Source organism: Luteimonas sp. TWI662, assembly GCF_039673825.1.
GTDB lineage: Bacteria > Pseudomonadota > Gammaproteobacteria > Xanthomonadales > Xanthomonadaceae > Luteimonas.
In genome coordinates this window covers 60,323-81,284 of the sequence record NZ_JBDJMI010000002.1, presented here as the reverse complement: position 1 = coordinate 81,284, position 20,962 = coordinate 60,323, and the positions used below count along the sequence as shown (strand labels likewise).

General features: G+C 69.8%; 22 protein-coding genes. 14 read left to right on the top strand and 8 right to left on the bottom strand.

What is annotated here, in order from left to right; genetic code table 11:
- The first annotated feature begins 112 nt into the window (after positions 1–112).
- Positions 113–889, top strand: coding sequence for an AMP nucleosidase (locus tag ABE488_RS02855; protein WP_346442734.1), 777 nt, complete (start codon positions 113–115; stop codon positions 887–889).
- 321 nt (positions 890–1,210) lie between these two features.
- Here the strand turns inward: ABE488_RS02855 and rho are convergent, their stop codons facing one another.
- Positions 1,211–3,010, bottom strand: a complete 1,800-nt coding sequence (gene rho / locus ABE488_RS02850; RefSeq protein WP_346442736.1) for a transcription termination factor Rho — start codon at positions 3,008–3,010, stop codon at positions 1,211–1,213.
- A gap of 226 nt (positions 3,011–3,236) precedes the next feature.
- Positions 3,237–3,563, bottom strand: coding sequence for a thioredoxin (trxA, locus tag ABE488_RS02845; protein ID WP_047135552.1), 327 nt, complete (start codon positions 3,561–3,563; stop codon positions 3,237–3,239).
- Positions 3,564–3,764: 201 nt separating this feature from the next.
- Between trxA and rhlB the strand changes: the two genes are divergently transcribed.
- The 4 genes from rhlB (at position 3,765) to ung (ending at position 8,200) form a co-directional block, all read left to right on the top strand.
- Complete coding sequence (rhlB, locus tag ABE488_RS02840) at positions 3,765–5,507, top strand: ATP-dependent RNA helicase RhlB (RefSeq protein WP_346447062.1); 1,743 nt, start codon at positions 3,765–3,767, stop codon at positions 5,505–5,507.
- 333 nt (positions 5,508–5,840) lie between these two features.
- Entirely contained in the window at positions 5,841–6,530 is a 690-nt protein-coding gene (ftsE, locus tag ABE488_RS02835) for a cell division ATP-binding protein FtsE (RefSeq protein ID WP_346442739.1), read from the top strand.
- Entirely contained in the window at positions 6,523–7,473 is a 951-nt protein-coding gene (gene ftsX / locus ABE488_RS02830; protein WP_346447060.1) for a permease-like cell division protein FtsX, read from the top strand. The genes ftsE and ftsX overlap by 8 nt, the downstream gene beginning before the upstream one ends.
- A complete protein-coding gene (gene ung, locus ABE488_RS02825) occupies positions 7,466–8,200 on the top strand; it encodes a uracil-DNA glycosylase (protein WP_346442742.1) in 735 nt (244 codons plus the stop codon). The genes ftsX and ung overlap by 8 nt, the downstream gene beginning before the upstream one ends.
- 92 nt (positions 8,201–8,292) lie before the next feature.
- Here the strand turns inward: ung and ABE488_RS02820 are convergent, their stop codons facing one another.
- Positions 8,293–8,700: a phasin family protein gene (locus ABE488_RS02820; protein WP_346442743.1), complete on the bottom strand. Its 408-nt coding sequence runs from the start codon at positions 8,698–8,700 to the stop codon at positions 8,293–8,295.
- Between the two features lie 220 nt (positions 8,701–8,920).
- Positions 8,921–9,277: a 6-carboxytetrahydropterin synthase QueD gene (queD, locus tag ABE488_RS02815; RefSeq protein ID WP_346442745.1), complete on the bottom strand. Its 357-nt coding sequence runs from the start codon at positions 9,275–9,277 to the stop codon at positions 8,921–8,923.
- A gap of 122 nt (positions 9,278–9,399) precedes the next feature.
- Between queD and ABE488_RS02810 the strand changes: the two genes are divergently transcribed.
- Positions 9,400–9,795 (top strand): YbaN family protein, encoded by a 396-nt coding sequence (locus ABE488_RS02810; protein WP_346442746.1) that lies wholly within the window; start codon positions 9,400–9,402, stop codon positions 9,793–9,795.
- Between the two features lie 28 nt (positions 9,796–9,823).
- Here the strand turns inward: ABE488_RS02810 and ABE488_RS02805 are convergent, their stop codons facing one another.
- Both ABE488_RS02805 and ABE488_RS02800 read right to left on the bottom strand, forming a co-directional pair.
- Positions 9,824–10,258: a hypothetical protein gene (locus tag ABE488_RS02805; RefSeq protein ID WP_346447058.1), complete on the bottom strand. Its 435-nt coding sequence runs from the start codon at positions 10,256–10,258 to the stop codon at positions 9,824–9,826.
- A gap of 24 nt (positions 10,259–10,282) precedes the next feature.
- Complete coding sequence (locus tag ABE488_RS02800; protein ID WP_346447056.1) at positions 10,283–11,392, bottom strand: DNA/RNA non-specific endonuclease; 1,110 nt, start codon at positions 11,390–11,392, stop codon at positions 10,283–10,285.
- A gap of 160 nt (positions 11,393–11,552) precedes the next feature.
- Here ABE488_RS02800 and ABE488_RS02795 point away from each other — a divergent pair, with 160 nt between their 5' ends.
- Genes ABE488_RS02795 through xerC form a run of 4 tightly spaced genes read left to right on the top strand, consistent with a single transcriptional unit; the run spans position 11,553 to position 14,278 of the window.
- Positions 11,553–11,816, top strand: a complete 264-nt coding sequence (locus ABE488_RS02795) for a hypothetical protein (protein ID WP_346442751.1) — start codon at positions 11,553–11,555, stop codon at positions 11,814–11,816.
- A gap of 37 nt (positions 11,817–11,853) precedes the next feature.
- A complete protein-coding gene (gene dapF / locus ABE488_RS02790; RefSeq protein ID WP_346447055.1) occupies positions 11,854–12,699 on the top strand; it encodes a diaminopimelate epimerase in 846 nt (281 codons plus the stop codon).
- Entirely contained in the window at positions 12,696–13,367 is a 672-nt protein-coding gene (locus ABE488_RS02785) for a DUF484 family protein (RefSeq protein ID WP_346447053.1), read from the top strand. The genes dapF and ABE488_RS02785 overlap by 4 nt, the downstream gene beginning before the upstream one ends.
- Before the next feature lie 8 nt (positions 13,368–13,375).
- The gene (xerC, locus tag ABE488_RS02780; protein WP_346442757.1) at positions 13,376–14,278 is read left to right on the top strand and encodes a tyrosine recombinase XerC; all 903 of its coding nucleotides are present in this window, start codon (positions 13,376–13,378) and stop codon (positions 14,276–14,278) included.
- Between the two features lie 76 nt (positions 14,279–14,354).
- On the opposite strand, the gene ABE488_RS02775 is transcribed toward xerC, so the two are convergent.
- Positions 14,355–14,555 carry a DUF3079 domain-containing protein gene (locus tag ABE488_RS02775; protein ID WP_346447051.1) on the bottom strand — a complete coding sequence of 67 codons (201 nt, stop codon included), beginning with the start codon at positions 14,553–14,555 and terminating at the stop codon, positions 14,355–14,357.
- A 216-nt stretch (positions 14,556–14,771) separates the two neighbouring features.
- Here ABE488_RS02775 and hslV point away from each other — a divergent pair, with 216 nt between their 5' ends.
- The 4 genes from hslV to ABE488_RS02755 all read left to right on the top strand — a co-directional run bounded on the left by hslV (position 14,772) and on the right by ABE488_RS02755 (position 18,169).
- Positions 14,772–15,323, top strand: coding sequence for an ATP-dependent protease subunit HslV (gene hslV / locus ABE488_RS02770; protein WP_047135539.1), 552 nt, complete (start codon positions 14,772–14,774; stop codon positions 15,321–15,323).
- A 102-nt stretch (positions 15,324–15,425) separates the two neighbouring features.
- Positions 15,426–16,811: an ATP-dependent protease ATPase subunit HslU gene (hslU, locus tag ABE488_RS02765; RefSeq protein WP_346442760.1), complete on the top strand. Its 1,386-nt coding sequence runs from the start codon at positions 15,426–15,428 to the stop codon at positions 16,809–16,811.
- A gap of 219 nt (positions 16,812–17,030) precedes the next feature.
- Complete coding sequence (locus tag ABE488_RS02760; protein ID WP_346442761.1) at positions 17,031–17,387, top strand: type II toxin-antitoxin system prevent-host-death family antitoxin; 357 nt, start codon at positions 17,031–17,033, stop codon at positions 17,385–17,387.
- 134 nt (positions 17,388–17,521) lie between these two features.
- Positions 17,522–18,169, top strand: a complete 648-nt coding sequence (locus ABE488_RS02755) for an AAA family ATPase (protein WP_346447050.1) — start codon at positions 17,522–17,524, stop codon at positions 18,167–18,169.
- A gap of 103 nt (positions 18,170–18,272) precedes the next feature.
- On the opposite strand, the gene ABE488_RS02750 is transcribed toward ABE488_RS02755, so the two are convergent.
- The gene (locus ABE488_RS02750) at positions 18,273–20,849 is read right to left on the bottom strand and encodes an MFS transporter (protein WP_346447048.1); all 2,577 of its coding nucleotides are present in this window, start codon (positions 20,847–20,849) and stop codon (positions 18,273–18,275) included.
- Positions 20,850–20,962: the final 113 nt, after the last annotated feature.

The window sequence follows — 20,962 nt, the reverse complement described above, 5'->3', positions numbered from 1 at the left end:
GTGTACCCGTGTCGCCGCCGCGTGCACTGGGACCGCGCGCTCAGTTGCGACGCGTGCTGCGACCGATGCCGGCGCGATGCGAGAATGCGCGCGAAAGAAAAAGGAGAAGACGATGAAAGAGAAAGACCAGATCGTCGGCAACTGGCTGCCGCGCTACACCGGCGTGCCGCTGGACCAGTTTGGCGAACACGTGCTGCTGACCAATTTCGGCGGGTACCTGCATCACTTCGCGCGTCTGACCGGTGCCGAAGTGGTGGGCCTGGACCGGCCCATGCCCAGCGCCACCGCCGATGGCATCACGATGATCAACTTCGGCATGGGCAGCCCGAATGCGGCGACGATGATGGACCTGCTCTCTGCGGTCATGCCCAAGTCGGTGCTGTTTCTGGGCAAGTGCGGTGGCCTCAAGCGCAAGAACCAGCTGGGCGACCTGGTGCTGCCGATCGCGGCGATCCGCGGTGAGGGCACCAGCAGCGACTACCTGCTGCCCGAAGTGCCGGCGCTGCCGGCGTTCGCATTGCAGCGCGCGGTCTCGACGATGATCCGCGACCTCGGCCACGACTACTGGACCGGCACTGTCTATACGACCAACCGCCGGGTCTGGGAGCACGACGACGCGTTCAAGGAACGGCTGCGGGCGATGCGCTGCATGGCGATCGACATGGAAACCGCGACCGTCTTCGCCGCCGGCTTCGCCAATCGCATCCCGTCGGGGGCGCTGCTGCTGGTCAGCGACCAGCCGATGATTCCCGAAGGCGTCAAGACCGAAGCCTCCGATGCCCGGGTCAGTGCCGACTTCGTCGAGCGTCATATCCAGATCGGCATCGAGGCGTTGAAGCTGATCCGCCGCCACGGCAAGTCCGTCCGGCACCTGCGCTTCGACGAGTGAGGGCATCGCAGTTGCCGCATTAGAGGATCCCGCACGCGGACGTCGAATAAAAGGCTTCTTCTGCCAAGTGTCGGGATGGCCGTTCCACTTCGGATCGGCAGCAGCCTGCCACCCGGAAGCCGCTCTCCCCTCGGCAAGGCATCCTGCCTTGACTCGGGCGCGCGCCATCCATGGCGCGCTCGACGCGGCCACCGGGCGTCAGTCCGCTGCCGTAGGCTTTCTGCACCTCGACTTCGGGTAGGCGCAGGGTCACATGTTGGCTCCGGCGAAGAACGAAAAGAACGCCCCGCGATGCGGGGCGTTCTTTCGTGGCCGGAGGCCTCAGCGCTTCATCGACGAGAAGAACTCGTCGTTGGACTTCGTGCTCTTCATCTTGTCGAGCAGGAACTCCATCGCGGCGATTTCGTCCATCGGATGCAGCAGCTTGCGCAGGATCCAGATCTTCTGCAGCAGCTCCGGCTCGATCAGCAGGTCCTCGCGGCGGGTGCCCGACTGGTTGACGTTGATCGCCGGGTAGACGCGCTTTTCGGTGATGCGGCGGTCCAGGTGGACTTCCGAGTTACCGGTGCCCTTGAACTCTTCGTAGATCACCTTGTCCATCGCGCTGCCGGTGTCGACCAGCGCGGTGGCGATGATCGTCAGCGAGCCGCCTTCCTCGACGTTGCGGGCCGCACCGAAGAAGCGCTTGGGCCGGTGCATCGCGTTGGCGTCGACACCGCCGGTGAGCACCTTGCCCGAGCTCGGCACGACGTTGTTGTAGGCACGGGCCAGGCGGGTGATCGAGTCGAGCAGGATGACCACGTCCTTCTTGTGCTCGACCAGACGCTTGGCGCGCTCGATCACCATCTCGGCGACCTGCACGTGGCGCGCGGCCGGCTCGTCGAACGTCGAGCTGATGACCTCGCCGCGCACGGTGCGCTGCATCTCGGTCACTTCCTCGGGCCGCTCGTCGATCAGCAGCACGATCAGGTGCACGTCGGGGTGGTTGTAGGTGATGGCGCTGGCGACCTGCTGCATCATCATCGTCTTGCCGGCCTTGGGCGGCGAGACGATCAGGGCGCGCTGGCCCTTGCCCTGCGGGGCCATCAGGTCGAGGACGCGGCCGGCGATGTCCTCGCTGGAGCCGTCGCCGCGCTCGAGCTTGAAGCGCTTGCGCGGGAACAGCGGGGTCAGGTTCTCGAACAGCACCTTGCCCTTGCTGGCTTCCGGCGGCTCGCCGTTGATGGTGTCCACGACCGACAGCGCGAAGTAGCGCTCGCCGTCCTTCGGCCAGCGGATCCGGCCGAGCAGGTGGTCGCCGGTGCGCAGGTTGAAGCGGCGGATCTGGCTGGGCGAGATGTAGACATCGTCCGGACCGGCCAGGTAGCTGGCCTCGGCCGCGCGCAGGAAGCCGTAGCCGTCGGGCAGGATCTCGAGCACGCCATCGGCGACGACGCCCTCGCCGTGGCGGGTCAGCACCTTGAGCAGGGCGAAGATCACATCCTGCTTGCGGGCGCGGGCCACGCCTTCGATCGCGAGCTGGTCGGCGATGTCGAGCAGCTTGTGCGCCGGCATCCGCTTCAGGTCGCTCAGCGAGTACTGCGGAAAGCCCTCGGGCACGTTCGGCGGCGGCAGGCGCTGTGCGTGGTCGTTGCCGCCGTCCTGCGGCAGGCCGTCGTCGCGGCCGCCGCGCTGGCGGTCACGACGGTTCTTGAAGCGGTCACGGCGGTTGCCTTGGTCCTGGCGATCCTGCCGGTTGTTCTGGTCCTGGCGGTTGTTCTGGTAAGGCTGCTGCGGGCGCGGGTCGCCGCCCTGGCGTTCACCGCCGTTGCGGGGTTCGCCCCCTTGGCGCGGCTCGTTGCGCTGTCCGCCGTCCTGCGGCGTGCCATCGCCGCTTGCGGCGGGTGGGGCCTTCGGCGGCTGCGGGCGCGGTGCCTCTGGAGCGGGGGCAGCCGGGGCCTCGGCCGCCGGACGCGACGGCGCGGGGGCGGCAGGGGCATCCTGGGGAGGAAGCTGGAGTTGCGGCTGGGGGGCGTCGGACGCAGCGTCGGCGGGCTTTTTGGCCGCGCGGGGCTTGCGGACGCGCTTGACGGCAGTGTCGGCGGCCGGCGTGCCGGCGTCGTCAGGGGTGTTGTCGGACAAGAGCAGAATCCTCGCTCGGTGCGAGCGCCCGGAGGGCGGAAGGTGGAAACGGGCAGGGCCGGGAGATGCGCCCGGCAGGTGCAGTTCAGATGGGTGCGGCAGGCGAATACCTGCCGGAGTCGCGCAAACCTAGCATCGCCACGGGGGCGTCGGCAAGCGGTCGCGGCGACGGCGATTCAGGCCGAGGCCGCCTGCGGCGGCGCTGAGGCCGCCGCGGGCGGCGCGCTCAGAGCGCCTTGTCGATCAACTGGGCCAGCTGCGCCTTGCCGACCGCGCCGATCTGGGTGCCGTGGACCTGGCCGTCCTTGAACACCAGCAGCATCGGGATCGAGCGCACGTGGTACTTCAGCGCGGTGGCCTGGTTCTGGTCGACGTCGACCTTGACCACCTTGGCGCGCCCGGCGTAGTCGCCGGCCAGCTCGTCCAGCGCCGGGGCGATCATCCGGCAGGGGCCGCACCACGGCGCCCAGAAGTCCACCAGCACCGGCACGTCGGCCTGCAGGACGGTGGCGTCGAAGTCGGAATCGGTGGCATGGATGACGCGTTCGCTCACGGGCTTCTCCGGATCAAGGAGGCGCCGGCTGCGGCAGCGGCGCCGGGATGGATGGTAAAGTGGGGGATCGTCGGCCCGAATCAAGGCGGCGCATCCGCGGGACGACCCACGCGTCCTGCATCCAGGCAGTCTGCGTTGCGGATGCCGCCCACGCAAGCACGCGGCGCCCTCTGCCGGCGACGCCCGGATACAGACCTACGCATGAGCGACAAACCCCTTACCGACCTCACCTTCGCCTCCTTCGAGCTGCATCCGGCCCTGCAGGCCGGTCTGGAAGGCGCGGGCTTCACCCGCTGCACCCCGATCCAGGCGCTGACGCTGCCGCTGGCGCTCAATGGCCGCGACGTTGCCGGCCAGGCCCAGACCGGCACCGGCAAGACCCTGGCGTTCCTGGTCGCGGTGATCAATCGCCTGCTGACCCGCCCGGCGCTGGCCGACCGCAAGCCCGAGGACCCGCGCGCGCTGATCCTGGCGCCGACCCGCGAACTGGCGATCCAGATCCACAAGGACGCGGTCAAGTTCGGCAGCGAGCTGGGCCTGAAGTTCGCGCTGGTCTACGGCGGCGTCGACTACGACAAGCAGCGCCAGATCCTGCAGGAGGGCGCCGACGTCATCATCGCGACCCCCGGCCGGCTGATCGACTACGTCAAGCAGCACAAGGTCGTCAGCCTGCACGCCTGCGAGATGTGCGTGCTCGACGAGGCCGACCGGATGTTCGACCTGGGCTTCATCAAGGACATCCGCTTCCTGCTGCGCCGCATGCCGGTGCGCACCGAGCGCCAGACCCTGCTGTTCTCGGCGACGCTGAGCCACCGCGTGCTCGAGCTCGCCTACGAGCATATGAACGAGCCCGAGAAGCTCGTCGTGGAAACCGAGTCGATCACCGCCGCGCGCGTGCGCCAGCGCATGTACTACCCGGCCGACGACGAAAAGCTGCCGCTGCTGATCGGCCTGCTGTCGCGCAGCGAAGGCGCGCGCACGATGGTGTTCGTCAACACCAAGGCGTTCGTCGAGCGTGTCGCGCGCGCGCTGGAGAAGGCCGGCTACCGCGTCGGCGTGCTGTCGGGCGACGTGCCGCAGAAGAAGCGCGAGTCGCTGCTCAAGAAGTTCCAGGCCGGCCAGCTCGAGCTGCTGGTGGCGACTGACGTCGCCGCCCGCGGCTTGCACATCGACGGCGTCAGCCACGTCTTCAACTACGACCTGCCGTTCGACGCCGAGGACTACGTGCATCGCATCGGGCGCACCGCGCGCCTGGGCGCCGAGGGCGATGCGATCAGCTTCGCCTGCGAGCGCTATGCGACTTCGCTGCCGGACATCGAGGCGTACATCGAGCAGAAGATCCCGTCCGAGCCGGTCACCCAGGAACTGCTGACCCCGCTGCCGCGCAAGCCGCGCGAAGGCATCGAAGTCGATGCCGCCGAGGGCGAGAGCGTCGGCGAGATCTTCCGCGAGGTGCGCGAGGCGCGCGCCGCCGAGGACGCCAAGCGCGGCGGCGGACGTGGTGGTCCGGGGGGCGGGCGCGGTGCGCCGGGTCCGCGGGGTCCGCGTGCGGGCGGTGGCGAAGGCCGTGGCGAGCGCGGTCCGCGCAAGCCGCGCGCCCCGCGGCCGGACGCGACGACGGTCGATGCGGCCGCCGCGCCGTCCAAGCCGGTCGTCGATGCCGCCGGCGCCGTCGCGCAGGCGATGCCGGACGAGTCGCGTCCGCCGCGCAAGCGCCGTCGCCGTCGTGGCGGCAAGAAAATCGAGGGGGCCGAAGCCACGGCGCCGCAGACCGGCGAGACGAAGTCGACCGAGTCCAAGCCGCGCGGCAACGGCGGCAAGGGACCGCGCGAAGTGCGTCCGACCCTGCGCCCGGCACCGACCGCGGCCGAGAAGGCGCCGTCGCTGCTCAGCCGCATCGGGCATGGGCTGCGTCGTCTGGTCTCCGGTGGCGATTCGCGCTGATCCAGTGCGAGGTCGCAGATATCAAGAAGCCCCGCTCCAGCGGGGCTTTTTCGTTCTGTGGATTCAGGACGAGGCGCAGTGTCTTGTGCTTGAGCCCTCCCCCGCGCGGGAGGGGGCAAGGGGACCGTCCGGTCCGAACAGCGCGACAAGCCCTCCCTCGCGCGCGGGGGAGGGTTGGTGGGGGCGAACATTCCGATGGCGACAGCGCGGCCCGAGCGGCTCGCCGTGTAATCGCCCCATCCCATCCTTCCCCCCGGAGACGGGGGAAGGTGCCATGCATCGCGCCAATCCAGTGACAGCGCCCTGCACGCGTTCCCTGCAATAATCCCGCACATGAGCGTTCTGCGATTCGATAACGTGAGCAAGCAGTACGCCGGCGGCCATGTGGCGCTGTCGGACGTCAATTTCGCCGTGTCTGCGGGCGAACTGCTGTTCGTCACCGGCCACTCGGGCGCGGGCAAGAGCACGCTGCTCAAGCTGATCCATCTGGCCGAGCGGCCCAGCCGCGGCGCGGTGGTGTTCGCCGAGCGCAACCTGCTGAAGGTGCGCGGGCGCGGCGTGGCACTGCATCGCCGCGATGTGGGCGTGGTGTTCCAGGACCATCGGCTGCTGTCGGACCGCAGTGTGTTCGACAACATCGCATTGCCGCTGATCCTGCGCGGCCAGCGCCGCGCCGAGATCGGCAAGCGGGTGCGCAGCGCGCTCGAGCGGCTGGGTCTGGGCAATCGCGAGCGCGCGCTGCCCACGCAGCTGTCGGCCGGTGAGCAGCAGCGGGTCGGCATCGCGCGTGCGATCGTCGGCGAGCCGCGGCTTCTGGTCGCCGACGAGCCCACCGGCAACCTCGACCCGACGTTGTCGGCCGAGATCATGGCGCTGTTCGCCGAACTGCCCGAGCGCGGCACCAGCGTACTGATCGCCAGCCACGACCTGGGCCTGGTCAAGCGCATGAAGAAGCGCACGCTTGTGCTCGATCACGGCACCCTGGTCGACGACATCTCGCCCGAGGATCTCGCCGATGCCTGAGGCGCCCCGCAACCAACCGGCCCGCACCGGCGCATCCCCGGTCGGCACCTGGGTCGACCACCATGTCTACAGCGTCGTCGCCAGCCTGGGCCGCATCTTCCGCAAGCCCTGGTCGACCGCGCTGACCATCGGCGTGATGGCGATCGCGCTGGCCCTGCCGCTCGGCCTGTGGCTGGTGCTCGACAACGTCGGCCGGCTCGGCGGCAGCATCGACGCCTCGCGCGAGATCAGTGTGTTCCTGCAGCGCGATGTCGATGCCGAGCGCGCCGCCGCGCTCGCCGGCGAGCTGCGCGCCCGCGGCGACGTCCGCAGCGTGGTGCACCGTACGCCCGATGAGGGCCTGGCCGAATTGCGCGAGCGCGGCGAATTCGGACCGGCGATCGATGTCCTCGATGAGAACCCGTTGCCGCACGTGCTGATCCTGACGCCGTCGGGCGACGAGATGCTGCTGGCCGATGCGCTGCGGAAACTGCCCGAGGCCGAACTGGTGCAGCACGACGCGCAGTGGCGCCAGCGTCTGGACGGCTGGCTGCGCTTCGGCGGGCGCGTGGTCTGGGTCCTGGCCGCGCTGCTCGGGCTGGGCGCGTTGCTGGTCGTGGGCAACACCGTGCGGTTGGACATCCAGTCGCGGCGCGAGGAACTGGGCGTGCTGCAGCTGCTGGGCGCGACCGACGGCTTCATCCGGCGGCCATTCCTCTATCTGGGCGCCTGGTATGGGCTGGCCTCGGGCGCGGTTGCACTGGCGCTGCTGGGCGCGGCGGCGGCCGCGTTGCGCGCGCCGCTGGCCGAGGTCGCGGCCAGCTACGGCGCCACGTTCGCGCTGCGCGGCTTCGGGCCGCTCGGCGTGCTGGCGGTGCTGGGCGGCTCGACCGCACTGGGCTGGCTCGGCGGGGGCATCGTCACCGGCCACTTCCTGCGCCAGACGCGTCCGGACCATGCTTGATTCGCAAACGACGACGCCTGCGGCCGAGACCGCCTCCCGGATCAAGCTCGAGCCCTCGTGGAAGGCACGGGTCGGCGACTGGCTGCTCCGCGACGATATGCAGGCGCTGTCGGCCTTCCTGCGCGCCCGCCGCGCCGAGGGCGCGCGGATCCATCCACCGGGCCCGGACATCTTCGCCGCGTTCGACGCGACCCCGTTCGACGCGGTCAAGGTGGTCATCCTCGGGCAGGATCCCTATCACGGACCCGGCCAGGCCCATGGCCTGTCGTTTTCGGTACGTCCGGACGTGCGCATCCCGCCGTCGCTGGACAACATGTTCAAGGAGATCACCCGCGACCTCGGCCTGCCCAGGCCCGACCACGGCTGGTTGATGCCCTGGGCGCGCCAGGGCGTGCTGCTGCTCAATGCGGTGCTGACGGTCGAGGAAGGCCGGGCCGGCTCGCACCAGGGCAAGGGCTGGGAGGGGTTCACCGACCACGTCGTCGACACCCTCAACCGCGAGCGCGAGGGCCTGGTGTTCCTGCTGTGGGGCAGCTACGCGCAGGCCAAGGGCAAGCTGGTCGACACGCGCCGCCACCGGGTGCTGCGCAGCACCCATCCCTCGCCACTGTCGGCGCATCGAGGGTTCCTCGGCTGCGGTCATTTCTCGGCCACCAACGACTACCTGCAGCGTCGCGGCGAGCGGCCGGTCGACTGGTCGCTGCCACCGCGGGCCTCGCTTGCATAAAAAACCCGGCAGCGCGAGCTGCCGGGTCGGCCCGGGCGAGGGAGGGATCGCCCGAGTGTTCGGTGGCGTGCGGGCCGTGGGCCCGCATGCGGTCAACGCTTGGCGGTGGGCTTGCCCGCGGCGGCCTTGGCGGCGGTCTCGGCCTGCGCGCGGACGTCGGCGGTGGCCGATTCGAGCTGCGCCTTGGCGAGTTCCGCGATCGCTTCGTGGGTCTTCACAGTGCGGCCGATGACGTCCTGGCCTGCGCTGACCAGGCGCTCGACGTTCTCACGAGCGATCTGCGCGCCCTTGGGCCACAGCGCCTTCATGCCGTCGAGATCGCGGACCTCGATCGCTTCGTTGACGAACGCGAACGTAGCGTTGGCGTTCTCGCCAAGGGTGGTGAAGTGGACGCCGAAGGCCTTCTCGACATTCTCGAGGGTCAGGCGGTTGATCTGGGCCGCGGCATCGGCGAACTGGCGCGACGCGGCGGTGAACTGCTCGTTGAACTGGTAGGACATGGCGGTTACCTGCGTGGGCCGGCGGCTGCCGGGTTTGTGCAATGCAGCATAGCGCGCCTATGCTGCATTGCAACATCGAGCCGACGAACGGTCGCCGTGTGTTCAGTTTTGTAGATGGATCAACGGTTTGCGCGCGCTCCTCAAGCAGGCTGCTCAGGCGGATTGCGGGGGCGGCTCGCGCGCGTCCGCCGTGATCGCCGGGTGCCAGCGGGTGCCCGCCTCAGGGACCGGTGTAGCGACAGCCCGAGGTGCAGGTCTCGCGGATCACGATCGCGCTCAACGCCGGCAGGGTCGGCTTGAGCCGTTCCCAGATCCAGATCGCCAGCCGCTCGCTGGTCGGGTTCTCGAGCCCCGGGATCTCGTTGAGGTAGTGATGGTCGAGCTGGGCGTAGAGCGGTGCGAACGCGGCCTTGAGGTCGCCGAAGTCCATGATCCACCCCGAGTGCTCGCCCGGCTCGCCGGAGACGTGGATCTCGATCTGGAACGAGTGGCCGTGCAGCCGCGCGCATTTGTGCCCAGGCGGCACGTTGGGCAGGCGATGCGCCGCCTCGACGGAGAAGACCTTGAAGATATCCATGGCGGCATTGTCGAGCGTGGCCGGCAGCGCGGCAATCGCGGCGTAGCAGAGTGACGCTGGACGCCGGCCGCACGGCGCCCGAGGACACGCGATGCGGCGCTGGCCGTGCATAGAATGCGCGCATGCATCGTCGCACGCGCTTTCGCTGGGCCTGGTGGCTGCTGGCCTACGCCAGCCTGGGCCTCGGCATCCTGGGCATCTTCGTGCCGGGCCTGCCGACCACGGTGTTCATCCTGATCGCCGCCTGGGCCGCCTCGCGTGGGTCCGAGCGCCTGCATCGCTGGCTGCTTGCGCACCCGCGCTTCGGGCCGTCGATCCGCGACTGGCAGGCGCATGGCGCGGTCAGCCGCCGCGCGAAGTGGTTGGCGACGGTGGCCATGCTGGCTTGCTCGGCGATTCTGGTGGCGCTCGTACTGGCGATCCCGGCCCACCGCTGGTGGATGAGCGCGCTGCCGATCGGCTGCATGGCCGTCGTCGGCACCTGGCTGTGGTTGCGGCCCGAACCGCCGGCGGCATGATGCGCAGGTGCGCGCTGCGACAGTGCACTCAGCGCGCGCCGGTCTCGGCCTTGTAGCGGTCCAGGAACCCGTCGAGCGGCGAGTAGAGCAGGTCGCCGGCCAGTCGCCGCGGCGGCTCGTAGGAAAAATCGAACGAGAACCGGCCGGTCGGCTCGATCGTCAGCAGCACGCTCGACCACGCGCCGCGCTCCTCGCGCATGGTCTCGCGCAACGCCACCAGCGCCTCCTTGGCTGCTCGCGAGAGGCGGAAGTCCACGTCTTCGAGTGGCTGCGCGGGGATGGCCGCGATCGCGGAGGTCTGCGAGCTGATCCTGCGGCCGCCTTCGGTGTCGATTTCGGCATGCAGGCCGATGCGCTTCCACTCGCGTGCGCCCCATTCGCCTTCCATCATATCGGTGACGCAGGCGGCGACTTCGCGCACGACCCGTTCCTGGGCTTGCTGGATGGTGATGGCGTCGAGCATGGGATTCCGGGCGGGACTCGGGGATCAGTGGATGTTATCGAAATCGAACTCCACCCACTTCCCGCCTTCCTGCCGGTAGGCGGCGACGAAGCCGTCGGGCCGCGATGTCGTGTTGCCGGCGTCGTAGTAGGGCTCGACGCGGATCTGCACGTCGAGCTCCGGATTCTCCTGCTTGAGTGCGCGGATCTGGCCCTCGAACTGGTGGCCGTAGGCGCCGGTGTTGAGGTTCTTGGTGCCGTCGGGCAACGGCTTGCCGTTGCCGGGCACGACGTTGAGCCGGTTGGTCGGGCCGGCGAATGAGTCGGCGATCAGGTGGAAGCCGACGTCGGTGGGATAGCCCTCGTGTCCGATCTGCCGCTGCAGGCCGGGATCGTTGCGGCCGGCGGGTTCGAGCGACACGCTGCCTTCGGCCTTGACCACACGGCCGGCCTCGTCGGTGCTCCAGCGGTAGTCGCCGAACGCGTAGACCGTATCGGGACGTGCGGCGTTCGCGGCGACATTGAAGTCGTCCATCGTGTCGAACTGCAGCAGCGGCCGCCCGCCGACGGTGCGGCCGGTGTCGGCGCGGGCGAGGATCTCGGCCAGATCGGCGGCGTCGTCGCCGCGCGCGGCGACGCGTCCGCCATCCCCCAGGTCCTGCGCGTGCTCGGCCGCGCGCGCGGCATCGGCGATATCGCCGGCGGCGTCGGCCGCCTTGGCGCCCTTGGCGGCCTTGTCGACGCCCTTGGTGCCGGCGACCGTGAGCACCAGCTCGGCGGCGCCGCGGCCGATCGCCTCGCCGTAGCGCCCGGCCTGCCAGTCGTCGACGATCGGGTCGACGACCGCATCGACCAACAGGCCCGGATTGCGCGCGATCGTGGAGACCAGGTCGGCCGCGGCCTCCATGCGCTCGCCGCCGCGTTCGGCCGAGGGCAGCCAGTCGGGGACATCGAGCGTGTCGCCGGTCGCCTGCGTGTAGAGCGCCGACGCGCCGTCGGCCAGCCAGCCTGCCGGGCCGAGGTCATAGCCGGTCTTCAACGCGTTCGCGCCCAGTGTCGCCACGCCCTCGCCGGTCTCCCAGAGCACCTCGCCGGCCCCCTTGAACGCACCGCCCACCTGCGAGGCGGCGCTGCCCAGCCCTTCGAGAATGCCCATCGTGCGGTCCTGTGGCGCGTGACCCTCGCAGTGTGGGCGGCGGGTGCTGGGCCGGACAATCTGGGGCCGACCCTACTGCGTCCATGAACACGCGCATCCGTGGCGCCCGCCGCCGCGTATTCGGGCGGACCGGCGGCCGCGGCGCCTGTACACTTCGCCGATGAGCAACCGTCTTCCGATCGTGCTGACCGCCCTGTTGCTGGCCGCCTGCGGCAACAAGGCCGACCTGCTGATGCCCTCCCAGGTGCCGCCGGAGGACGCCGGCCGCTTCCTGATCAAGTCCTCGGTGCCGACGCGCGCGCAGCGCGACGCCGACACCGACGCAGTGCAGGAGGACGCGGACGACGCTAACCCGGCGCAGGACCGCCCCGCGCCCGCGGTGCCGGTGATCCTGGACGTGCCGCCCGCGACCGGGACGCCGTGACCGGGCGCAGGCCCGTCGCTTCGAGGGCCCGGTGTTGATGGCCGCGTCTTCCCCGCCGCTGCGCTTTTCGAAGATGCACGGCGCCGGCAACGATTTTGTCGTGCTCGACCTGCGCGACGGCACGCCGCCGCCCGATGCCGAGCAGTGTCGCGCGCTCGCCGACCGGCACCTCGGCGTCGGTTGCGACCAGATTCTGACCATCGAGGCGCCGCATGCGGCCGGGGCGGTGGCGCGCTATCGCATCTGGAATGCCGATGGTTCGTCGTCGCAGCAGTGCGGCAACGGCGCGCGCTGCGTCGCTGCCTGGCTGGTGCGCGACGGTGTGGCGGGCACGAACGGTTTCGTGCTCGAAAGCCCCGCTGGCCTGCATGCGGTCGATCGCGAGGGCACGCACTTCCGTATTGCGATGGGCGTACCGGCGTTCGCGCCCGACGACGTACCGCTGGCCAGCTTCAACGCCGCGCCGTTGTACACGGGCGTGCTCGACGACGGCACGTCGGTGGCCTTCGGGGCGGTGTCGATGGGCAATCCGCATGCGGTGATCGAGGTCGACGACCTTCAGGCCGCGCCGGTGGCGCGCATCGGTGCGGCCTTGCAGGCCTCGCCCTGGTTTCCCGAATCGGTCAACGTCGGGTTTGCGCAGGTGTTGGCCGCGGACAAGATCGCGTTGCGCGTGTTCGAGCGTGGCGTTGGGGAAACCCGCGCCTGCGGCAGCGGCGCCTGCGCGGCGGTCGCCGTCCTGGCGCGGCGCGGTCGCATCGCGCGCTGCGCCGACGTATCGTTGCCCGGCGGCACGCTGCGCATTGCCTGGCCCGAGGATGCAGCCACGCTGACGATGGCCGGCCCGGCCGCATTTGTATTTGAAGGGGAGTGGAGCGCATGAGCGAGACCACCGAGACACTTGGCGCGCACGAAGTGGCCGCCTGGCTGCGTCGGCAGCCCAAGTTCCTGCAGCAGTTTCCGGATCTGGCGCTGACGCTGGTCGTGCCGCGCGACGACGGCCCGGCGGCGTCGCTGGCCAGCTACCAGCTCGAAGTGTTGCGCGACAAGAACCGCGAGCTGTCCAAGCGCCTGCGCGAGCTGTATGCGATCTCGCAGGAGAACGAACGCCTGGCGGTGCGCACACACCAGCTGACGCTGGCGCTGATGCGCCAGCCCGACGCGGCCTCGACGGTGCGCGCGCTGGCCGCCACGCTGGCCGAGGATTTCAACGGCGACCTGGTCCGCCTGGTGCTGTTCGCGCCGGTCGCCAGGCTCGACGAGGACTGGCTGCAGATCGTCGCGCGCGACGACCGCCGCCTGCAGCCCTTCGTCGACTGCCTCAAGGACGAGGCGCCGCTGTGCGGCCGCCTGCATCCCGACAAGCAGTCGCTGCTGTACGGGCCGCGGGTGGACGAAGTGCATTCGAGCGCCCTGCTGCCGATCGAAGGCGTCGGCCTGGTCGCCGTGGGCAGCCGCGACCCCAACCGGTTCTATCCGGGCATGGGCACGCTGTTCCTGCACATGATGGGCGAGGCGTTCGCGGCGGCGATGAAGCGCTACGCCGGCTGAGCGTGGCGATGTCGGCCGACGTCGAGGCGTTCCTGGCGCATCTGCAGGTCGAGCGGCGCATGTCGGCGCACACGCTCGACGCCTACCGCCGCGACCTCACCGCGCTGGCCGCGTGGGCCGAGGACAGCGGAAACGCTGACCTGCGCGCCTTGCAGGCCGACGACATCCGCGCCTTCGTCGCTGCCGGCCATCGTGGCGGCCTGTCGGCCAAGAGCCTGCAGCGACGGCTATCGGCGTGCCGCAGTTTCTATCGTTGGCTGCTGCGGCACGGCCACGTCGTCGCCAATCCCGCTGCCGGCGTGCGCGGCCCCAAGGCGCCGCGCAAGCTGCCGCAGGTGCTCGATGTCGACGAGGCGACGCAACTGGTCGAGGTGCCGACCGACGCGCCCCTGGGCCTGCGCGACCGCGCGCTGCTCGAGCTGTTCTATTCGTCGGGCCTGCGCCTGGCCGAATTGGTCGCGCTGCGCTGGCATGACCTCGATCTCGACGGCGGGCTGGTCACGGTGTTGGGCAAGGGCAGCCGTCAGCGCAGCGTGCCGGTCGGCTCGCATGCGATCGTGGCGCTGCGCGCGTGGCGCGCCGAGAGCGGCGCCGGCGCCGACGCGCCGGTCTTTCCCGGCCGCGGTGGCGGCCCGATCACCGCGCGCGCGGTGCAGATGCGGCTGCGGCTGCTCGCCCAGCGCCAGGGCCTGTTCAAGCGCGTGCACCCCCACCTGCTGCGGCACTCGTTCGCCAGCCACGTGCTCGAATCCTCGGGGGATCTGCGCGGCGTGCAGGAACTGCTCGGCCACGCCGACATCGCCACCACCCAGATCTACACCCACCTCGACTTCCAGCACCTGGCCAAGGTCTACGACGCCGCGCATCCGCGCGCGCGGCGCAAGCGCGGCGCCGCTGGCGAGGACGGCTGACGCGCAGGCGTTGCGCGCGGAAGACCGGCCCTGGGACCCGAGGCCGCGGAGGTTCATCGACGAGACGGTCGTCGCGTCAGCACTTCGCGTGCTTCGGGCGATCGGGTTCGGGCTCGACACCCCAGGCGAGGTACCAGTCCTCGCCGTCGTTCTCGATCGGGTGCTGGGTGCGCCCGGCGCCGTTGCCGCAGGCCAGGGCATCGGCCGCGCAGTACGTGTCGCAGCCCCAGCAGATGCGTTCGGGGTGTTTGGGGTGCAGCGGAAACGGTTTGGCCATGCCTGTGTCTTGTCGGGACCGGTTGCCAGGATTGCGTGTCGATCGGCCGCGCGCCTTGATCCAGGACAAAGGGCGCGGCATCGCGCGTCGCGCGCCAACGGGGCTGCGCGGCCCCGAAATGTGCTCGGGGATGTCTCGCGATGACCAGCCGCGGGTGCGTGGGTTGAATGGGGCGCGTGGACGCCCCACTGATGGGGTTCGATCCACGGAGGCCGCATGGACCCCAGCCAGAATCCCAATGTCTTCCACGCCACGACGATCGTCTCGATCCGCAAGGGCGGCAAGGTCGTCGTCGCCGGCGATGGTCAGGTCACGCTCGGCCACACCGTGATGAAGGGCAATGCCCGCAAGGTGCGCCGGCTCGGCGACGGCAGCGTGCTCGCCGGTTTCGCCGGTGCGGCGGCCGATGCGTTCACGTTGTTCGAACTGTTCGAGGCCAAGCTGCAGCAGCATGGCGGGCAATTGGTGCGTGCCGCAGTCGAGCTGGTCAAGGACTGGCGCACCGACCGGCGTTACGGAAAGCTCGAGGCGCTGCTGGCGGTGGCCGACAAGGACACCTCGCTGATCATCAGCGGCAACGGCGACATCATCGAGCCCGAGGACGGCATCGTCGCGATCGGCTCGGGCGGCTCCTATGCGCTGTCGGCCGCGCGTGCGCTGCTGGCCCATACCGACCTCGACGCCCGCACCATCGCCACCGAGGCGTTGCACATCGCCGGCGACATCTGCATCTACACGAATCGGAACGTCGTCGTCGAAGAACTCTGAAGGCGGGATTGGGGATCCGGGGCTCGGGATTCGGCCAGCCGATCCCGCCCGTCGATCCGCCAGTCGCGCGCCCCTCCGCTCTTACGAAGCCCGAATTTCCCCATGCCCAATTCCAGCTCGTCCACCATGACCCCGCGCGAGATCGTGCAGGAACTCGACCGTCACATCGTCGGCCAGAATGCGGCCAAGCGCGCGGTCGCGATCGCGCTGCGCAACCGCTGGCGCCGGGCGCAGTTGCCCGATGAACTGCGCAACGAGGTCATGCCCAAGAACATCCTGATGATCGGTCCGACCGGCGTCGGCAAGACCGAGATCGCGCGCCGGCTGGCGACGCTGGCCAATGCGCCGTTCGTCAAGGTCGAGGCCACGCGTTTCACCGAGGTCGGCTACGTCGGCAAGGACGTCGAGCAGATCATCCGCGACCTCGCCGACACCGCAGTCAAGCTCTACCGCGAGCAGGCCAAGGTGCGCGTGCGCACGCAGGCCGAGGACCGCGCCGAGGACCGGATCCTCGACGCGCTGCTGCCGCGGCGCGAGACGCCGTCGCAGCCGTTCGGCTTCGGCGCGCAGCAGACCACGGTCGACATCGGCGCCGAGCCGTCGTCGAAGGAATCCGAGACCCGGCAGAAGCTGCGTCGCCAGTTGCGTGCCGGCGAACTCGACGAGCGCGAGATCGAACTCGAACTCAGCGCCGGTCAGGGCATGGACATCATGACCCCACCGGGCATGGAAGAAATGGGCCAGCAACTGCGGCAGATGTTCGCCAACCTGGGCGGCGGCAAGACCCAGAAGCGCAAGCTGACGATCCGCGCCGCGCGCCCGCAGCTGATCGAGGAGGAAGCCGGCAAGCTCGTCAACGAGGATGACGTGCGCGAGGCCGCGATCGAGGCCTGCGAGCAGCACGGCATCGTGTTCATCGACGAGATCGACAAGGTCGCCAAGCGCAGCGAGGCCGGCACCACCGGCGGCGACGTCAGCCGCGAAGGCGTGCAGCGCGATCTGCTGCCGCTGGTCGAGGGCAGCACGGTCAGCACCAAGTACGGCTCGGTGAAGACCGACCACATCCTGTTCATCGCCTCGGGCGCGTTCCATCTCGCCAAGCCCAGCGACCTGATTCCCGAGATGCAGGGCCGCTTCCCGATCCGGGTGGAGCTCACCGCGCTGACCAAGGACGACTTTGTGCGCATCCTCACCGAGCCCAAGGCGGCGCTGACGCGCCAGTACGTGGCGCTGCTGCGGACCGAAGGCGTGGACCTGGCGTTTGCCGACGACGCGGTCGAGCGGCTGGCCGAGATCGCCGCGCACGTGAACGAGCGGCAGGAGAACATCGGCGCGCGGCGCCTGCACACCGTGCTCGAACGCCTGCTCGACACGCTGAGCTTCGAGGCCCCCGACAAGGGCGGCACGGTGACGATCGACCGCGCCTACGTCGATGCGCACCTGGGTGAGCTGGTGCAGGATCAGGACCTGAGCCGTTACATCCTCTGAGAACCTGTCCAAGGTCCTGCTGCGCTTGCCAAATGGCGCGCGTGCGGTGCTCGGAATGCTCACGTACCTGCACGTACGCTGCGCTTCCTGCGCTCCGCCACGCGCCATTTGGCGGCGCTCGCGACGGACCTTGAACAGGTTCTGCCGCCGCGCCGGGTTCACAGCCGCAAAAGGGAAAAATGGGTATATTGGCCTCACGTCCATCGTGAGGCCGTTCCCATGTCCGTTGCCCCCAAGTTCGATGCACTCGACGCGCTGCCGCGCACGCCGGCGTCCGATGTCAAGAAGCTGGGCTGGCGCGGGGTCATGAAGTCGGTCGCTCGCGACGGCCAGGTCGTGGTGACCCACCACAACACGCCCGAAGCGGTGATCCTGTCGGCCGAGACCTACGACGCGATCCTGCGCGCGCTGGAGGCGGCCGCGGCGCCGCAACGTTCGGCACTCGAGGACCTGCAGGCGAAGTTCGACGCCAGGCTGGCGTCGCTGGAGAGCGCCGATGCCGGTGACCGGCTGCGCGCGATCATGGCGCGGCCGGCTACGCTGCGCGGCAAGGTCAAGGCCGGCGCCTCGCATTGAGCCTGCGCGGGCGGCGCACGCGCCGGATGCGCGGTGATACGCCCAGGCGTGGGGCCGCCGCCGCGGGCAGGCCCGGCGAGCCTGAACACACGCGCGGCGCGAAGCGCAGTGCAGCGGTCGACGAGGGCGCCGTCATGCGGCGGCCGGTGCTGTTCGTGCTCGCGGGCGTCAACGGCGCCGGCAAGAGTTCGATCGGCGGCCACCTGCTCATCGACGCCGGCCTGAGCTGGTTCAATCCCGACGAGTTCGCGCGCGCCCTCGCTGCCGCCACCCGCTGCAGCCAGCGCGAAGCCAATGCCGAGGCGTGGCAGGAAGGCATGCGGCGGCTCGACGCGGCCGTTGCCGCTGGCCGGGACCACGCCTTCGAAACCACGCTGGGCGGCAACACCGTGCCGGCGAAGATCGCCCAGGCCGCGCGTACGCACGACGTGCTGATGTGGTTCTGCGGCCTGTCGTCGGTCGACCAGCACATCGCCCGCGTACGTGCTCGCGTCGCTGCCGGCGGTCACGATATTCCCGAAGCCGACATCCGTGCGCGCTGGCACCGCTCGCGCGAGAACCTGATCGTGCTGATGCCACACCTGGCGCACCTGCAGGTCTACGACAACAGCGTCGAGGTCGCCCGCGGCCGTGCCGTGCCCGATCCGCGGCGCGTGCTGGAGATGGTGGCCGGGCGCTTGGTGCATCCGGCGCCCGACGATTTCGGCGTCTTGCGCGCGACGCCAGGCTGGGCGCAGCCGCTGGTCGAGGCCGCGCTGGTCGCACAAGATCGACGTGCCTAGCGGATCGTCGTCGAGCGCGGCAGCGAGGCTTGATCTGAAGCCCTCCCCCGCACGCGGGGGAGGGTTGGGTGGGGGCAAACAATCAGTTCGACGAAGAACACGCTCAGTGCGTCGGTGTGCGCGGCGCATCGTCGGATGTATCTCGCGCGCCCGCGGTGTCCACCGAGACCACCACCGACATGCCCGGGCGCAGGCGTTCGGCCAGCGGCTGACCGTGGTCGATCGCGATGCGCACGGGAATGCGCTGGGCGATCTTGACGAAGTTACCGGTCGCGTTGTCCGCCGGCAGCACGCTGAATTCCGAGCCGGTCGCCGGCGAAATGCGCTCGACGCGCCCGCTGAGCCGGGCGCCGCCGAGGGCGTCGACGGTGAAGGTTGCCGGTTGTCCGACGCGCATGTCGGTCATCTGCGTCTCCTTCATATTCGCCAGGATCCAGATGTCGGCCGGCACCAGCGCCATCAGTTGGGTGCCGGCATTGACCAGCGCACCCTGACGCACGGTGACCTGTCCGAGAAGCCCGTCCTCGGGCGCGACGATGCGGGTGTTGTCGAGGTCGATCTTCGCCAGTCGCACCGCCGCCTCGGCGCTGGCGACGGCCGCTTCGAGGCTGTCGCGGTTGACCTCGACACTGCGCGCGTCCTGCTCGGAGATCTGCAGCGCCGCCCGCGCCTGCGCGGCGGAGGCGCGGGCCTGCGCGCTGTTGGCGCGCGCAAGGTCGCGATCGTGCGCAGAGATCAGCTTCTGGTCGGCCAGTTGTTCGAGCCGGCGCAGGTCGATCGTGGCGACCTCGGCCTGCGCGCGCGTGGCCGCGATGTCGGCGGCGCTGCGCGCGATCCCGGCCTCGGCGCTGCGCCTGGACTGTGTGGCGTTGGCCAGTGCGGCCTGCTGCACCCGCAGATTGGCCTGCGCCTGTTCGTAGCGCTGGCGGTAGATGCGGTCGTCGATCGTGACCAGCAATTGACCACGGGTGACCGCCTCGAAGTCCTGGACGGCGACGTGGGTCACATAGCCTGTGACCTGCGGCGCGATCAGCGTCACCCGGCCGCGCACCATCGCGTTCTCGGTGCTCTGCACGCTGCTGCCGAACGGCGGCAGGCGCCAGGCGTAGAGCACGATCAGGATGCCGGCGAGCGCGACGGTGGCGAACGCCGCGATCTGCAACGTCCGTCGCCGGCGCGCCCACGCCCGGGAGGCGATGATCCACACCAATGTGCAGAACGCGATGAAGGCGATCATCAGGAACACGTCGTTGTATGCCAACACAGTGGCCTCGCGGCTGGCCGTCGCGCCGAGTGCGCGCAGCGCGAGTGCCTCGCGCAACGCAGGATCGGCAACGGTGGACGCGTAGCCCTGGGCGGTCGCATGCACGCGCGCGGCGACCTGGGGATCGAGCAGGGTCAGGTGCTCATTGAGCACGCTGGAATGGAACTTCTCGCGCATGGTCTGGAATGTGCCCAGCAACGCCGAGCCGAGCAGGCCGCCCAGGTTCTGGGTCATGCCGAACAGCACGACGAAGCTGATGAGGTTGCGCGGCTGGCTGATCACCGGGCCGATGCCGGCGATCATCATCGGCCCGAGGAAGAACGTGCTGCCGAAGGCCAGCAGGAACTGGCTGAGGTACATCTGCTCGGGCCGGGTGACGTTGCTGGCCTGCGCGTCCATCAACGCACCGGCCATCATCAGCAGCAGCGAAAACAGCACCGGCTGCCAGGTCTTGGCTGGATTGATCGTCGCCGCGCTGGCCGCCAGGCCGGCGACGCTGCCAGCCAGCACGATCATGAACAGCGTGTGCATCTGCGCATTGCCCAGGCCCAGTGCCTGGAGGAAACCGACGGCGCCGGTGGCCTGTTCCGACAGCACGATGCGGATCAGCACGATCGCCAGGGCCAGCCGCAACATCGAGGCGGTCGCCAGCCAGCGCGTATTGAGCAGCGGACGCGCGCGGAAATGCTCGATGGCGATCGCGGCGGTCACCAGTGCGACGGACGCCGCGAGCGCCCAGCCGAGCCAGGCGGTTTCGGTCCACCAGCCGATGCGGCCCTGCGCCAGGACCGCGGTCAGCAGGGCGACCCCGGGTGCGAACAGGCCGAAGGTCAGAAAATCCAGCGGCTCGAATGCCTTGTGGCGATCCCCCGGCGGCAGCTTCAGCAGCAGCACGCAACCCAGCGCCAGCAACGCCAGGCCCAGTTCGAACAGATACAGGCCGCGCCACTCGCCGAACTCGAGCAGGTCGGTCGAGAACACCCGCGCCAGCGGCAGCGCCAACTGCGCGATGCCCAAACCCAGCACCAGCCCCCGCAGGCGGTGCTTCTGCGGGAACGCCTGCAGCATGTAGTACAGGCCGAGGGTGTTGAGCGCCGCGCCGGCGATGCCGTGTCCGGCGCGGACCGCGATCGCCGACCCCAGGTCATTGACGAACAGATGCGCCAGCGTGATCAACGCGTACAGCACCAGGAAGGCTTCGGTGAACAGCCGCAGGCCGAACTGCTGCCTGAACTTCACCAGCAGGATGTTCATCGACACGTTGGTCATCACGTACGCGGCGGGCAGCCAGGCGACCTCTGCCGCGTAAGCGCCGAGCGCGCCCTGCAGGTCGAGCAGGTTGGCGGTCACCAGGGCGTTGCCCAGGCCGCCGGTGATCGCGATCACGAACCCCACGACGCCGTAAGCCACGCGCATTGGCGTGGAATGCAGCGGGGTCGATGGCGATCCCGGCATCATTGGCCGCTCATGCGGCGCCCACGCACGCGGTGCGTAGCGGTCCGCGCGGGGCGATCGCGGCGCGGGGGGCG

Bases quoted from the DNA above. Each gene is read 5' to 3' on its own strand.
- ABE488_RS02855 (WP_346442734.1), top strand. From the start codon at position 113: ATGAAAGAGAAAGACCAGATCGTCGGCAACTGGCTGCCGCGCTACACC.
- ftsE (WP_346442739.1), top strand. From the start codon at position 5,841: ATGAGCGTTCTGCGATTCGATAACGTGAGCAAGCAGTACGCCGGCGGC.
- ABE488_RS02760 (WP_346442761.1), top strand. From the start codon at position 17,031: ATGTCCGTTGCCCCCAAGTTCGATGCACTCGACGCGCTGCCGCGCACG.
- ung (WP_346442742.1), top strand. From the start codon at position 7,466: ATGCTTGATTCGCAAACGACGACGCCTGCGGCCGAGACCGCCTCCCGG.
- hslV (WP_047135539.1), top strand. From the start codon at position 14,772: ATGGACCCCAGCCAGAATCCCAATGTCTTCCACGCCACGACGATCGTC.
- hslU (WP_346442760.1), top strand. From the start codon at position 15,426: ATGCCCAATTCCAGCTCGTCCACCATGACCCCGCGCGAGATCGTGCAG.
- ABE488_RS02775 (WP_346447051.1), bottom strand. From the start codon at position 14,555: ATGGCCAAACCGTTTCCGCTGCACCCCAAACACCCCGAACGCATCTGC.
- ABE488_RS02795 (WP_346442751.1), top strand. From the start codon at position 11,553: ATGAGCAACCGTCTTCCGATCGTGCTGACCGCCCTGTTGCTGGCCGCC.
- xerC (WP_346442757.1), top strand. From the start codon at position 13,376: ATGTCGGCCGACGTCGAGGCGTTCCTGGCGCATCTGCAGGTCGAGCGG.
- ABE488_RS02750 (WP_346447048.1), bottom strand. From the start codon at position 20,849: ATGCGCGTGGCTTACGGCGTCGTGGGGTTCGTGATCGCGATCACCGGC.
- ABE488_RS02800 (WP_346447056.1), bottom strand. From the start codon at position 11,392: ATGGGCATTCTCGAAGGGCTGGGCAGCGCCGCCTCGCAGGTGGGCGGT.
- ABE488_RS02755 (WP_346447050.1), top strand. From the start codon at position 17,522: ATGCGGCGGCCGGTGCTGTTCGTGCTCGCGGGCGTCAACGGCGCCGGC.
- queD (WP_346442745.1), bottom strand. From the start codon at position 9,277: ATGGATATCTTCAAGGTCTTCTCCGTCGAGGCGGCGCATCGCCTGCCC.
- ABE488_RS02785 (WP_346447053.1), top strand. From the start codon at position 12,696: ATGAGCGAGACCACCGAGACACTTGGCGCGCACGAAGTGGCCGCCTGG.
- ABE488_RS02810 (WP_346442746.1), top strand. From the start codon at position 9,400: ATGCATCGTCGCACGCGCTTTCGCTGGGCCTGGTGGCTGCTGGCCTAC.
- ABE488_RS02805 (WP_346447058.1), bottom strand. From the start codon at position 10,258: ATGCTCGACGCCATCACCATCCAGCAAGCCCAGGAACGGGTCGTGCGC.
- dapF (WP_346447055.1), top strand. From the start codon at position 11,854: ATGGCCGCGTCTTCCCCGCCGCTGCGCTTTTCGAAGATGCACGGCGCC.
- ABE488_RS02820 (WP_346442743.1), bottom strand. From the start codon at position 8,700: ATGTCCTACCAGTTCAACGAGCAGTTCACCGCCGCGTCGCGCCAGTTC.
- ftsX (WP_346447060.1), top strand. From the start codon at position 6,523: ATGCCTGAGGCGCCCCGCAACCAACCGGCCCGCACCGGCGCATCCCCG.
- rhlB (WP_346447062.1), top strand. From the start codon at position 3,765: ATGAGCGACAAACCCCTTACCGACCTCACCTTCGCCTCCTTCGAGCTG.